Here is a 13,965-nt window from a genome sequence, read left to right on the forward strand (position 1 = left end):
GCGGGCGTTCTGCCCGGGAACGGCCAATGGAGTGATGTGGTTACGGTTCGTTAGGTCATGTGGGTTACGTTCCGTGAACGGCGAAGGACGAGCCGGTGACCGACTCGCCCTTCTTTTATATGTCTCGTGCGGTTATTTGACCGCGCCGGCCATCACCCCGGACACGAACTGCCGCTGGAACGCGAAGAACACCGCCAGCGGGATCACCATCGAGATGAAGGCGCCGGGGGCCAGGACGTCGACGTTGTTGCCGAACTGACGGACCTGGGTCTGGAGCGCCACCGTGATCGGCTGGGTGCCCGACTTGGTGAACACCAGCGCGACCAGCATGTCGTTCCACACCCACAGGAACTGGAAGATGCCCAGACTCGCGATCGCCGGCCCGCCGAGCGGCATCACCACCCGGGTGAACAGGCGCAGTTCACCGGCGCCGTCGAGGCGGGCCGCCTCCAGCAGTTCCCGGGGGATCTCCGCGAAGAAGTTCCGCAGCAGGAACACCGCGAACGGCAGACCGAAGCCGACATGGAAGAGGACCACCCCGAGGATCGTCCCGAACAGGCCTATCTTGCCGAAGAGTTCGGCGATCGGGATCAGCGCGACCTGGACGGGGACCACCAGCAGGCTGACCACGATCAGGAACCACCAGTCCCGGCCGGGGAACTCCATCCACGCGAACGCGTAACCGGCCAGCGCCCCGATGATCACGACCAGGACCGTCGCCGGGACGGTGATCAGGACGGTGTTCCACAGCGAGCTGGTGATGTCGCTGTTCTCCAGAAGGTTCTGGTAGCTGTCGAAGGTGAGCTGGGACGGCTTGGCGAACACGTTCCACCAGCCGCTCGCGCTCATGTCCTCCGGGGAACGCAGGGAGGAGGCGAGCAGCCCGATCGTCGGCACCAGCCAGAACAGGCCGACGACGATCAGGAAGACACGGACCAGACCGCCGTTGATCTTCTCCAGCAGCCAGCTCATCGCCGTTCCTCCCGTCGCAGCCTGCGCACGTTGAACCACATCACCGGGATGACGAGGAGCAGCAGGAACACCGCGATCGCGCTCGCGATGCCCGGCTGGTCCTCCGCGAAGCCCTTGCGGTACAGCTCCAGGGCGAGCACGTTCGCGTCGTCCTGCGAGGAGCCCGGCGCGATGATGTACACGAGGTCGAAGACCTTCAGCACGTTGATCATCAGGGTGACGGTGACCACCGCCAGGACCGGCGCGAGCAGCGGCACGGTGACTTTGCGGAGCACCTGCCACTCGGTCGCCCCGTCGACGCGGGCCGCCTCAAGGAGCTCCCGGGGGACACCTGCCAGTCCGGCCGCGATCAGCACCATCGCGAAGCCCGCCCACATCCAGATGTACGACCCGATGATGGCCGGCGTGACCAGGGACGGGCCGAGCCAGTCGATGCCGTTGTAGGGCTGCTTGAAGTTGCTCGCCGGGAGCCTGAGCTGCGCTCCGTCGGCAGTGGCGGGGAGGGTGAAGGTGCCGTCGGCGGCGGCTTTGGCCGAGGCCACCACCTTGCCGTCCTTCACCGCCTCGATGCGCATCCCGTCGTAGCCGACCTCGGACGGGTCGGGGGCGCCGAGCTTGCCGACGCCCTTGCCGCGGGTGAAGTCCTGCCAGGCGGTGCCGGTGATCTTCCCGGGGTCGGGCCGCGCCGCCACGGCCTTCTTCGCGCCGTCGGGCATCTGGTCCGGGGCGACGCCGACCAGGGGGAGGGCGACGGTCTGGCCGGTGCGGACGGTGGCCGTGGTGACGAAGCCGCCCTGGTCCGGCTTCAGGGGCGACTCCCGGCCCGGGTGCGCGTTCGGGAACGCGGAGGACTGGGCGAAGGTGTCGTGGATGCCGACCCAGACCGCGTTGGCGACGCCCTTGTCCGGGTCCTGGTCGTAGACGAGACGGAAGATGATCCCGGCGGCCAGCATCGAGATCGCCATCGGCATGAAGACGACCAGCTTGAACGCCGTTCCCCAGCGGATCCGTTCGGTCAGCACCGCGAAGATCAGACCGAGGGCGGTGGAGACCGTCGGTGCGAACACCACCCAGATGATGTTGTTCTTCAGGGCGGTGCGGATGCCGTCGTCCGTGAAGATCGCCTTGTAGTTGTCGAAGCCGGCGAAACCGTCGCCGTTCGCGTTGTAGAAGCTGCGGATCAGCGAGTACCCGATCGGGTAGACCACGAGCGCGCCGAGCAGCACCAGGGCGGGGAGGAGAAAGAGGAACGCCACCGTCCTGCGGGTGCCGGTCACGCTCTTGCGGCGGCCCGGTGGAGCGGGGGCCGTCGTCGCGGGTGCGGCCATCGCCGGGTCAGCTTCCGCTGCCGTAGGCGGCCGCCGCGTCCTTCTCCAGCTTCGCCTGGGTGCCCGCGACGTCCTTCGGGTTCTTCAGGAAGTCCTGGAGGTCCTTCCACTCGCCCTTGCCCGGGGTGCCGCCGAACGCCTGCGGGGCCTGGTCGGACATGTCGAAGCGGAAGTCGTCACCGGACGCGATCAGGGAGTTGGCGATGGTGCGCTGCACCTCGTTCGGATACGCCGAGTTCGGCACGCTCTTGTTCGGCGAGAGATAGCCGCCGAGCTTCGCCTGGATCGTCGCCGCGTCCGGGGAGGCCAGGAAGGTCGCGAGGGCCTGCGCCCCCTTGGAGTCCTTGAAGATGACGGCCGCGTCACCGCCGGAGACCACGGGCGCGGCGGAGCCGACCGCCGGGAACGGGAACACCTTGGCGTCCGTGCCCACCTTCGCCTTGGTCTGACCGATGTTGACCTGCACGAAGTCGCCCTCGTAGACCATCGCCGACTTCGGCTGGTCGCCGCCCGTGAAGGTCTGGGTGACCGAGGTGGTGAACTCCGTCTGCAGCGCGCCGTTCTGGCCGCCCGCCAGATAGTTCTTGTCGCCCCAGATCTCGGCGAGCGTGGTCAGCGCCTGCTTCACCGACGGATCGGTCCACTTGATCTTGTGCTGGGCCAGCTGGTCGTACTTCTCCGGGCCCGCCTGGGAGAGATACACGTTCTCGAACCAGTCGGTCAGCGGCCAGCCGTCCGCGCCGGCCACCGAGAACGGGGTGACGCCCGAGTCGTACACCGCCTGCGAGGTGGTCAGCAGGTCCTTCCAGGTCTTCGGCTCACTGGCCCCCGCGTTCGCGAAGACCTTCGCGTTGTACCAGATCAGCGACTTGTTGGCGGCCTTGTAGTAGACGCCGTACTGCTTGCCGCCGACCTTGCCGATGTCCTGCCAGCCCTGCGAGTAGTTCTTCTGCACTTCCTTCACCGCGTCGGCGCCGAGCGGCTTCGCCCAGCCCTTCTGCACGGCCTGCTTGATCGCGCCGGGCTGCGGCAGCAGCGCGATGTCCGGCGGCTGACCGCCCGCGATCTTCGAGCCGAGGAAGTTGATGATCGGATCCTGGGCGGGCACGAAGGTGACCTTCGCACCGGTGCGCTTCTCGAACTCCGCGAGCACCTGCTTGAAGTTCTTCTGCTCCTGCCCGGTCCAGACGGCGGCCACCTCGAGTGTGGTGCCGTCCAGCTTCGGGAGGGTGAGGGTGGAACCGGACGTACTGGCGCTGCTCTCCGAGCCGTTGTCGTCCTTCTTGTCGTCGCTGCCTCCGCACGCGGTGAGCGCGAGGGCTCCCGCGAGCAGTGCGGCGAGCGTGGTGACGGCCCTGCCTGTCCGGATGGTGTTGCTCATGGCGCGCATCACTTCCCCGTTCGTCGTTCCTCGTTGAACGTCAGAACTCTGTCCCGTGCGCTCCGGTGTACGCGGGGGCCGCTTGTGCGGCAAGGGTGCGTACAGGTGAGGACCGGGGATCGTGATCGCCTCGTGATCAGTGACCCGGGGTCGCCCTCGCTCACAGAAGCGAAGGAACCTCCGCCGCCGAGACCTCCTTGGCCGCTCTCTCCACCGCGCTCGCCAGCAGGGCCAGGTCCGTCGGGCCGTTGCCCAGCTCCCGCACCGGGCGGCGGGTCGGGGGGTCGCCCATGCGCGGCCAGTCGAGGGGCACGACCGTGGGGCGCTGGGTCGCCGTGCGGGGGATACGGCCGGTGACGCGGCCCGCCTGGAACGCCGTGACGTGGCCGTCCGGTGTGGTCAGGCGGCCGCGGCCCGGGGCCGGTTCGTCGGGTCCTGCGGCCGGTGGGTCCAGGGTGACGCGCAGGGTGGCCCGCCGGGCCGGTTCCGTCTCCGCCGTACGGCCGCCCGCACCGGCCGCCGCGATCAGGTGGACGCCGAGCCGGTCGCCCTCCTTGGCCACCGCCTCCAGCGCCCGCATCACGGAACCGGCGGCCGGCCGGCCCGGCGAACCGAGGGCGGGCGAGACCAGGGCGTCCAGATCGTCGACCACGACGACCAGGCGCGGCAACGGCGGTGGTGTCTCGGTGCGTTGACGGGCGGCGGCCCCGGCCGACGGGCGCAGCCGGATCGTGGAGCTCGGCGGCGCCTCCATGTCGGCGGCGCCCGCGGCGGCGGGACGGCCGCGCTGGGCGACGATCCGGCCCGAGATCTCCCGCTGGGCGTGCCAGTCGCTGAAGTCCGAGCGGCCCAGCAGTTCGGCCCGCCTTTTCAGCTCAGCGCTCAGCGACTGCGCCAGCTCCCGCATCCGGACCGGGTCGTTGACGGAGAGGTGGGTCGTCACATGCGGTATGTCGGTGCACACCCGCAGGCCCTCGCCGAGTCCCGCGCCGGCACCGGTGCCGACGCCGTCGCGGCCGTCGATCAGGACGATCCCGAGCCGGTCGGGGCGCTCGGCGGCGGCCAGCGAGGCGACCATCGCCCGCAGCAGCTCCGTACGCCCGCTGCCGGGCGGGCCCTCGATCAGCAGGTGCGGTCCCTCGGTCACCAGGTCGGCGCCGAGCGGGCCGCGCGGACCGGCACCGAGCACCGCCCGGGCCCGGCCGCCCAGCGACTCGGTGTCGTCGGCCGCGTCCGCCCAACGGGCCATCAGCGACGCCGGGGTGGCCCGCGCCAGCCCCAACTCGTCCAGCAGGCGGGCGGACTGGGGGAGCGGGGTGGTCACGCGCGCGTGCCGGTCGCCGGCCGGGCCGTCGGGGCGCAGCGGGGCCAGCGCCCTCGCGAACCGCTCGGCCCAGGCGGGGGAGACCGCGTCCACCGCGGCCAGGGTGCCGGGGCCGAGGGGACCCGCCGTGTCGGTGCGGGCCACCCGCAGCAGATGCAGTGCCGTCGCCACGTCCCCGCTGAGCAGGGCCACGGCCCCGCACTCCCGGAACGTCGGCGTCACCGCGCACGCCGCCTCGTAGGTCTGGGTGACCGGCGAGGTGGGCGAGGTGGGCGCCGTCTCCGCCAGGCAGATCACATGCACTCCGGCCCGCGGCCCGGCGACGGTCAGCCGTGCCACCGCGTCCCGCAGCGCCGAGCCGCCGGGATCGCCGTCCACGACGACGACCGTGTACGGCCCCGGGAAACCGCCGTCGCCGTCGTCGGCGCCGAGGTCGTCGCGGGCCCAGGAGGGGCGGTGGGCGGTCTCGGCGGGCGGGGCGTCCGCGGTCGTACCCGCCAGGTTCGGGCGGTCGGAGGCGGTGGCCGGCCGGCGGGGCGCGGACAGGTCCTCCACCCTGCGCAGCAGTTCCTCCACGCGGGCCGCGGCCTGTTCGCGGTCGTAGGCCAGCAGGAGCCGGCAGTCCTGGCCGTGCCCGGGGCGGACGTGCGGAAGCCAGCCGAGCCAGGACCACTCGGCCGTGCGCTCCTCCAGGGGGCGGGCCCGGTCCGCGCTGATCAGCACGATCTCCAGCAGGTCGGGGGAGTGCAGCGCGGCGAGCTGGGCCAGTACGGCGCGGGCGAGGCCGGCGAGGCGGGTGCGCGGGCCTGCGAGGCCGAGGGCGCCGGCCTCGCGCAGGTCGGCGGTGACCGGCACGGCGGGGAGCAGCCCCTGGCCCTCGGGCGCCGGGCGGTCCGCGGTGCCGAGCCGGACCGTGAGCGTCTCCGGGTGGCCGGGGCCGCGCTCCCAGAGACGGGGGCCGGGGCCGAGCGCGGTCAGCAGCAGGGCGGCGGGATCCGGCCAGGTCTCGGGCTGGGCGGGGACACCGGCCGATGCCGTGCCGTCGTCCTCGGCCGCGGGTTCGCCGTCGGCGGCCGACAGCACCTCAGCACGTCCGCCGGCCAGCCGCCGCGCCCAGGCTCCGAGCCCGCCACGCCTGCGGGCGCCGGGCAGGGCGGGGGCGTCGGTGCCGCGGAGGGGGGTGCCTTTGCGCTTCGCGGAGGGGGCGGGGCCGTCGGAGGGGTCGTCGGCAGGTGAGGCGCCGTCCGGGGAGGGGCGGTGGTGCGCTGCCGCCGGACGATCGGAGGCCGCGGGCCCGGCGGTGCCGCCGCTTCGGGCGCCGGGGCCGGACGCGGGCCCGTGGGAGCCGCTTGGGCCGCCGAGCACTCCGGAGCGCCCGGCGTGGGTGTCGCCGGAGCGTTGCGTGGGGGCGGACCGGCCCGTGGCGGTGCGGCGGTCCGTGGTGGTGGGGCGGCCCGTGACGGCGGAGTTCTCCGCGGCGGCGGGGCGTTGCGCGGGGGCGGAGCCACCGCGTGGGCCGGGCAGTCCGCCGCGGCCTCCGGCCGCCGCGGGGTCGTAGCCGCGTCCGCTCGGCGAGGACTCGTACCCGCGCCCGGCGGACAAGGGCGGCTCGTGCCCGGGTGCGGTCGCCGGTGCTCCGTCCCAGCGTCCGGACGGGGACGGTTCGTGCCCGGATCCGGTCGGCTGCGGTCCGTCTTTGCGTCCGGCCGACGGGGGCTCGTGCCTGGGCCCGGCCGCCGGTGATCCGTCTCCGCGCGCGGCCGTCTGCGGTGCCTCCCCGCGCCCGGCGCCCGCAGGGAGCCCGCCGCCCTGGCCGGCCCCGGCCGGGAGCCCGCTTCCCCACTCGGCCTGCGGCGACCCGCCGCCCTGTCCGGCCGTCGGCAGCCCGCCCCGGCTCTCGATCCTCGGTGCTTCCCCCTGCGCGGGTACGACCGGTGACTCCACCGGCCCGTGCTCCTGGCCCCCCGCCGCGCCGCCCGAGGCTCCCCAGGCCGCCGTGCCGTAGGCGTGATGGGTGCGGCCCGCGGGGCCGGTCGAGCCGTCGGCCGCGGCCGTCCCGCGCGCGGGGCTCGCGAAACCGCCGGCCCCCGAGCCGTCGCCGCCGCCCCGGTCGGCCGCGTCGCCCTCCTCCGCGCCCTCACCGCCGAGCAGCACCCGTACGCATCCGTCCCCGTCCGGTGCCGTGCCCACCCGGGCTCCCGGTCCCCCGGACGGCGTAAGCCGCAGGGCCGATTCCCCGATGCGCAGGAGCGCTCCCGGGGCGAGGCGGACCGGGCGGTCGGTGACACGGGTGCCGTCCAGGGCCGTGCCGTTCGTGGAGTGCAGGTCGGCCACCGAGACGCGGCCGTCGGCGGCGACCGTGACCGCGCAGTGCAGCCGGGAGACGTCCGGGTCGTCGAGCGGGACGTCGGCGTCGGCGGAGCGGCCGATGGTGATCTGGCCGCCGTGCAGGAGGTGGACCCCGCCCGCGTCCGGGCCGGCGATCACATGCAGCTGCGCCGGGGCGTCGTCCAGCTCGGGATGCGGTTCGGGGGCGGCGGGCGCGCCCAGGGACAGCACGGCGCCGTCGACCAGCGGGGGCTCGCCCAGGATGCGGTGGCGGGCGTCCAGCCGCTCCGCCCCGGCGTACAGCACGACGGGGGCGCCGCTCGTCTCCCGGCCGCCCGGCCCGCCGTCACCGGTGACCGCCGAGGCCAGCGCGGAGGCCACCGCGGCCAGATCCGTACCCGCGGGCGCCGTCACCAGCACGTCCCGGCTCACGGCCCGGCCCCGCTGCGCGGCAGGGCCCAGCGGGTCTACGACGGTCAGCCGGATCTGCATCGCCGTCAGCGGTCCCTTCTGCGCGGGCGCGGAATTCCCCCCACCGCCACGAGCACGTCGGCCAGTTCTGCTGTCGCACGCATCCTCGCACCTGCCACTGACAACGCGCCCACGACCCGATGGTAAGTGATCTTGATTGGTCAGCTCTGCCCCCAAAAGTGCCTGACCAATACCGCGCGGGCGATCACTTGAGATCGGTCACGTCCGGACCCGGCAACCACCGGACCGAAGCGAGCGTCTTTCCATCGAACAACTGCGGGAACGCCTACGTATGGGGATACGTCCGGAACACTTGTCGGCCGCCTGCGGTGCGGGGGAAAGCACAGCCGGACGACAGCCCGGTGCCAGGGACCACGGCACTACAGTGGGTCGGACACAAGAACCGGACACACCAGCAAGCGACAGGGAGCGGATGACGTGCGGCCGGTAGGCAGCAAGTACCTCCTGGAGGAGCCGCTCGGACGCGGCGCCACCGGTACCGTCTGGCGTGCCCGCCAGCGGGAGACCGCGGGCGCCGAGGCGGCCGTGGCCGGCCAGCCCGGGGAGACCGTCGCGATCAAGGTCCTCAAGGAAGAGCTCGCGAACGACCCCGACATCGTGATGCGGTTCCTGCGGGAGCGCTCCGTGCTGCTCCGGCTGACCCACCCGAACATCGTCCGGGTCCGGGACCTCGTTGTGGAGGGCGATCTCCTTGCCCTGGTCATGGACCTCGTCGAGGGCCCCGACCTGCACCGCTACCTGCGGGAGAACGGCCCCTTCTCGCCGGTCGCCGCCGCGCTGCTGACCGCCCAGATCGCCGACGCGCTCGCCGCCAGCCACGCCGACGGCGTCGTGCACCGCGACCTGAAGCCCGCCAACGTGCTGCTCCAGCAGTACAACGGCCAGATGCACCCGCTGCTGACCGACTTCGGCATCGCCCGCCTCGCCGACTCCCCGGGCCTGACCCGCACCCACGAGTTCGTCGGCACGCCCGCGTACATAGCGCCGGAGTCCGCGGAGGGCCGCCCGCAGACCTCCGCCGTCGACATCTACGGCGCCGGCATCCTGCTGTACGAGCTGGTCACCGGCCACCCGCCGTTCTCCGGCGGCAGCGCCCTCGAAGTCCTCCACCAGCACCTCAGCGCCGAGCCGCGCCGCCCGTCCACCGTCCCCGACCCGCTGTGGACGGTCATAGAGCGCTGCCTGCGCAAGAACCCCGACGACCGGCCCAGCGCCGAGAACCTCGCCCGCGGCCTGCGGGTCGTCGCCGAGGGCGTCGGCGTGCACGCGAACTCCGCGCAGATCGCCGCCGCCGAGGGGGTGGGCGCGCTGCTGGCCCCCGACCCGGCGCCGGCGGCCGTACCGGGGTCGGCCGATCCCACGCAGGTGCTGCCGAACACCGGCGCGCCCGCCGGATCGTACGACCCGAACGCGGTGACCAGCTTCCTCCCGCACACCGGCGGCCCGACCGGCGCCGCCGACCCGACCGCCGTGCTGCCGAACACCGGCGCCGCCGACCCGACGGCCGTCATGCCGCCGATGCCCCAGGGGCAGCCGGGCCAGCAGCAGCCGGAGCAGCCGCATCCCTGGCAGACCCAGCTCCGCGCGGCCCGCGACCGCAACGAGCAGACGCAGGTCCAGTACCTCGACCCGAACGAGGACCCGCTGCGCCGCCGCCCCCAGCGCCAGGTGGCCCGGCCACAGCAGCAGCCGCCGCGCCAGGCCCCGCAGCAGCAGCCGGTACGCCGGCCGCAGCCGCGCGGACAGCAGGGCGGGCCGCAGGGCGGCGGATACGGGCAGCAGGGCGGATACGGCCAGCAGCAGCCCGCCGGGTACGGCCAGCAGCCGCAGCAGTACGCCCCGCCGCCGCAGCAGCCCCAGCGGCCGCAGCAGCGCTACGCGCCCCCGGCCGCCCCCGCCGAGCCGCAGCGGGCCCCGCGCGAGCCTCGGCAGCGCAGCGCCAACCCGATGAAGATCCCCGGGCTCGGCTGCCTCAAGGGCTGCCTCTTCATGGTCGTCATCCTGTTCGTCGCGGGCTGGCTGATCTGGGACCTGACCCCGCTGCACACCTGGGTGGGGGAGGGCAGGGGTTACTGGAGCCAGCTGAAGGACTGGACGAAGTCGGTCGGTGACTTCTTCGACAGCGTGGGCGGCGGCAGCGGCTCCGGCAACGACAACTGACCGCGAGTCTGGGGATTTGTCGACACCTGGCGGGTGATTTCCGCCTCCGTGGTGAAGGTTGGCTCGTCGGACGCGTACTTTTGTCGGCAACACGCGTCTGTAGGAGCAGCCTTGGCACGGAAGATCGGCAGCCGGTACACCGCCAACCAGGTCCTGGGGCGGGGCAGCGCCGGCACGGTGTGGCTGGGCGAGGGGCCGGAAGGGCCCGTCGCCATCAAGCTGCTGCGCGAGGATCTCGCGTCCGACGAGGAGCTGGTGGGCCGCTTCGTACAGGAGCGCACGGCCCTGCTGGGCCTTGAGCACCCCAACGTGGTGTCCGTCCGCGACCTCGTCGTCGACGGCAACGACCTCGCCCTCGTCATGGACCTGGTCCGCGGTACCGATCTGCGCACCCGCCTGGAGCGGGAGCGGCGCCTCGCGCCCGAGGCGGCCGTCGCGATCGTCGCGGACGTCGCGGACGGGCTGGCGGCGGCGCACGCGGCGGGCGTGGTCCACCGGGACGTGAAGCCGGAGAACGTCCTGCTCGACATGCAGGGCCCCCTCGGCCCCGGCGGCGCCCACCCCGCCCTGCTGACCGACTTCGGCGTGGCGAAGCTGATCGACTCCCCGAAGCGGACCCGCGCCACGAAGATCATCGGTACGCCGGACTACCTGGCCCCGGAGATCGTGGAGGGCCTGCCGCCCCGGGCGTCGGTGGACATCTACGCCCTGGCGACCGTTCTGTACGAGCTCCTCGCGGGCTTCACCCCGTTCGGCGGCGGCCACCCCGGGGCGGTCCTGCGCCGGCACGTCACGGAGACCGTCGTCCCCCTGCCGGGCATCCCCGAGGAGCTGTGGCAGCTGCTCGTGCAGTGCCTGGCGAAGGCGCCGGCCTCCCGGCTGCGGGCGTCCGAGCTGGCCGCGCGGCTGCGGGAGCAGCTGCCGATGCTGGCGGGGATGCCGCCGCTGGACGTCGACGAGCCGGAGACGGAGGCGTCGCAGGAGGCGGCCGAGGAGACGGCCGCCGCTCCGGCCGCGGAGGAGCAGCGGGTACGGCGCCGGGGGGCCGTCTCCCTGGTGCCGGGCGCGAAGCCGGACTCCAACCGGGACACGCACACGTCGATGAGGGTGCCGGGTCCCGACGAGCTGGCGGGCGGTGCGCGGGGCACGGCCAGGGCGCCGAGGGCGTCCGGGGCGCCCCGACCGGGCTCGGCCCGGCACAAGGCGGCGGCGCGGCGGCGCAGGGTGACGCTGGGCGTGGCCGGGGTCGTGCTGGCGGCCGCGGTGGGCGTCGGCGCCTGGCTGGCCACCTCCGGCGACGACTCCCCGCCCCAGGACACCCACAGCACGTCGACCCCGTGACCCCGCACCCGCCCGCCTGACCCGGCGACCGCGGTCCCCGGACACCCCGCCCCACCTGGCGGGCGGCCCGGGCGTCGGTGGCCGGGCGCTGTGCGGTTGGCGGAGCCGTTACGCTGGGAGGCGTGGCAGTCGTCGATGTATCCGAAGAGCTCAAGTCCCTCTCCTCGACCATGGAGTCGATCGAGGCCGTTCTGGACCTCGACAAGCTGAGGGCAGACATCGCCGTGCTCGAGGAGCAGGCGGCCGCGCCGTCCCTGTGGGACAACCCGGACGAGGCGCAGAAGATCACCAGCAAGCTCTCCCACCTCCAGGCCGAGGTCAGGAAGGCGGAGACGCTGCGCGGGCGGATCGACGATCTTGTCGTGCTGTTCGAGATGGCCGAGGAGGAGGACGACCCGGACACCCGCGCCGAGGCCGACTCCGAGCTCGCCGTCGTCAAGAAGGCGCTGGACGAGATGGAAGTGCGGACGCTGCTCAGCGGGGAGTACGACTCCCGCGAGGCGCTCGTGAACATCCGCGCCGAGGCCGGTGGCGTCGACGCCGCCGACTTCGCCGAGAAGCTGCAGCGGATGTACCTGCGCTGGGCGGAGCAGAAGGGCTACAAGACCGAGGTCTACGAGACGTCGTACGCGGAAGAGGCCGGCATCAAGTCGACCACCTTCGCCGTGCAGGTGCCGTACGCCTACGGGACGCTCTCGGTCGAGCAGGGCACCCACCGGCTGGTGCGGATCTCGCCGTACGACAACCAGGGGCGGCGCCAGACCTCCTTCGCGGGTGTCGAGATCCTCCCCGTGGTCGAGCAGACCGACCACATCGAGATCGACGAGTCCGAGTTGCGGGTGGACGTCTACCGGTCCTCCGGCCCCGGCGGCCAGGGCGTGAACACGACCGACTCCGCGGTGCGCCTCACCCACCTCCCCACCGGCATCGTCGTCTCCTGCCAGAACGAGCGGTCGCAGATCCAGAACAAGGCATCCGCGATGAACGTTCTCCAGGCGAAGCTGCTCGACCGGCGCCGGCAGGAGGAGCAGGCCAAGATGGACGCCCTCAAGGGCGACGGCGGCAACTCCTGGGGCAACCAGATGCGTTCGTACGTCCTGCACCCGTACCAGATGGTCAAGGACCTGCGCACGGACTACGAGGTCGGCAACCCCGAGGCCGTCTTCAACGGCGAGATCGACGGCTTCCTGGAGGCCGGAATTCGCTGGCGCAAGCAGCAGGAGAAGTAACTTTGTCGACTTGCCCATGGCGAGTCGGCCGATCCGGAACTGCCGCCCCCGTGGCGGCAGTTCTCGTATTTCCGGGCCTCGCCAGGGTTATGTCTGGGTTTTACGTCACACTCACAGGCTTCAACTCCCCGCATTCGGCGCGCAACTGGACATCGCGCCCGCAACGGCCTTGACGTTGCTTTGAAAAATGGGAAGGGTGAAGCGTGGCGTGCGTATCTTTGGGGCGCATGAGAACCGGGGGGCTTGCGCATCCGTAGCTATCTCCGTAGAGCACAGCCCCAGCGCCGCCAACCTGACATTCAGCTACTGGGGGTAGCAACCAGATGACCAAGAAGACACGGATCCGGGTCGCGCGGATAGCCGCCTGCGCCGTGATCGCCGCCGGTGCCTCGCTGACCGCCGCCGGCGCGGCCTCCGCCCTCTCCATCGGCGTCGAAGCCAACGAGGACGGCCTGACCGCCACCGTCAGCACCGACGACGATCCGACCTCTATCCCGACCGGCCCGGCCACCAGCGAGCCGCCGAGCAGCGAGCCGACGGACGTGCCCACCGAGCCCACGGGTGAGCCGACCGACGTGCCCACCGAGCCCACGGACGAGCCCACCGAGCCGACCGATGAGCCCACCGAGCCGACGGACGAGCCCACCGAGCCGACGGACGAGCCGACCAGCGACAACCCGACCGACGGCAGCGGCACGGGCAGTGACGGCGGCAACAACACCGGCACCGACGGCAACTCGGGCACCTCCGCGCAGGAGGAGGGCTCCTCCGCCCTCACCGACACCGGGTCGGACTCCTCGAACACCCAGGCCCAGGGTGGCGGCGACCAGCTCGCCGAGACCGGTGCCGCGCAGACGACCTTCCTGGTCGTCGGTGCCGCCACGATGATCGCCGGCGGTATCGGCTTCCGCATCCTGCCGCGCCTCATGAGCGGCCGCGGCGGCGCTGTCGCCTGACGGTAGTCGTTCGCTCACCGAGCGAATGCGTCACATACGGCGAAGGGCCCGGAGCGGTTGCTCCGGGCCCTTCGTTCGCTTTTCGCGGGCTTCGCCGTGCGCTCTTCCGTGACGTTCGCTACGCGGTCCGAGACCTTCGCTACGCGGTCTGATGCGCCAGCAGTGCCACCGCGGCGATCAGCACCGCCAGCAGCCCGATCAGCGCCATCGGGTTCAGACCGCCGAGGAAGTTCTCCTGCTGAAGACGCTCGCGGTTGGCGCGGCACACGGGGCACCGGCCTTCGCTCACGGGCGCCGCGCAGTTCGCGCACACCAACCGGTCGTACGTCATGCGCTCGCCCTCCTTGCACCGGCCATTACCTACACAACGCTCAGCGGAACGAGAACGTTCCCCCTCCACTGTGCCAGGTTCCCCCGGAAAGGGCGCGGCCGTCCGCAGACCTCGCCCCGGCGT

The 13,965-nt window shown here is 72.7% G+C and carries 9 protein-coding genes; 4 read left to right on the forward strand and 5 right to left on the reverse strand.

Features of this window, described 5'->3' with window-relative positions:
• Positions 1–132 precede the first annotated feature (132 nt).
• The 4 genes from ACFWXC_RS28815 to ACFWXC_RS28830 form a co-directional block, all read right to left on the reverse strand.
• Positions 133–972, reverse strand: coding sequence for a carbohydrate ABC transporter permease (locus tag ACFWXC_RS28815; protein ID WP_384483205.1), 840 nt, complete (start codon positions 970–972; stop codon positions 133–135).
• On the reverse strand, positions 969–2,300 hold the full coding sequence (locus ACFWXC_RS28820) for a carbohydrate ABC transporter permease (RefSeq protein ID WP_384483206.1): 1,332 nt from the start codon (positions 2,298–2,300) through the stop codon (positions 969–971). Before ACFWXC_RS28820 ends, ACFWXC_RS28815 begins: the two co-directional genes overlap by 4 nt.
• Positions 2,301–2,307: 7 nt before the next feature.
• Positions 2,308–3,690, reverse strand: a complete 1,383-nt coding sequence (locus ACFWXC_RS28825) for an ABC transporter substrate-binding protein (RefSeq protein WP_384483207.1) — start codon at positions 3,688–3,690, stop codon at positions 2,308–2,310.
• Between the two features lie 151 nt (positions 3,691–3,841).
• On the reverse strand, positions 3,842–7,825 hold the full coding sequence (locus tag ACFWXC_RS28830; RefSeq protein WP_384483208.1) for an FHA domain-containing protein: 3,984 nt from the start codon (positions 7,823–7,825) through the stop codon (positions 3,842–3,844).
• 417 nt (positions 7,826–8,242) lie between these two features.
• Here ACFWXC_RS28830 and ACFWXC_RS28835 point away from each other — a divergent pair, with 417 nt between their 5' ends.
• From ACFWXC_RS28835 to ACFWXC_RS28850, 4 genes are all read left to right on the forward strand, one after another.
• Positions 8,243–9,985, forward strand: a complete 1,743-nt coding sequence (locus ACFWXC_RS28835; protein ID WP_384483209.1) for a serine/threonine-protein kinase — start codon at positions 8,243–8,245, stop codon at positions 9,983–9,985.
• 111 nt (positions 9,986–10,096) lie between these two features.
• Positions 10,097–11,326, forward strand: a complete 1,230-nt coding sequence (locus tag ACFWXC_RS28840; protein ID WP_384483210.1) for a serine/threonine-protein kinase — start codon at positions 10,097–10,099, stop codon at positions 11,324–11,326.
• Between the two features lie 122 nt (positions 11,327–11,448).
• On the forward strand, positions 11,449–12,555 hold the full coding sequence (gene prfB / locus ACFWXC_RS28845; RefSeq protein WP_384483211.1) for a peptide chain release factor 2: 1,107 nt from the start codon (positions 11,449–11,451) through the stop codon (positions 12,553–12,555).
• A 323-nt stretch (positions 12,556–12,878) separates the two neighbouring features.
• Complete coding sequence (locus ACFWXC_RS28850) at positions 12,879–13,511, forward strand: hypothetical protein (RefSeq protein WP_384483212.1); 633 nt, start codon at positions 12,879–12,881, stop codon at positions 13,509–13,511.
• Positions 13,512–13,650: 139 nt separating this feature from the next.
• Here ACFWXC_RS28850 and ACFWXC_RS28855 read toward each other — a convergent pair whose 3' ends face one another.
• Positions 13,651–13,842 (reverse strand): hypothetical protein, encoded by a 192-nt coding sequence (locus ACFWXC_RS28855; RefSeq protein ID WP_351701422.1) that lies wholly within the window; start codon positions 13,840–13,842, stop codon positions 13,651–13,653.
• Positions 13,843–13,965: the final 123 nt, after the last annotated feature.

Origin of the sequence: Streptomyces sp. NPDC058683, from assembly GCF_042716195.1 — a bacterium.
Lineage (GTDB): Bacteria > Actinomycetota > Actinomycetes > Streptomycetales > Streptomycetaceae > Streptomyces.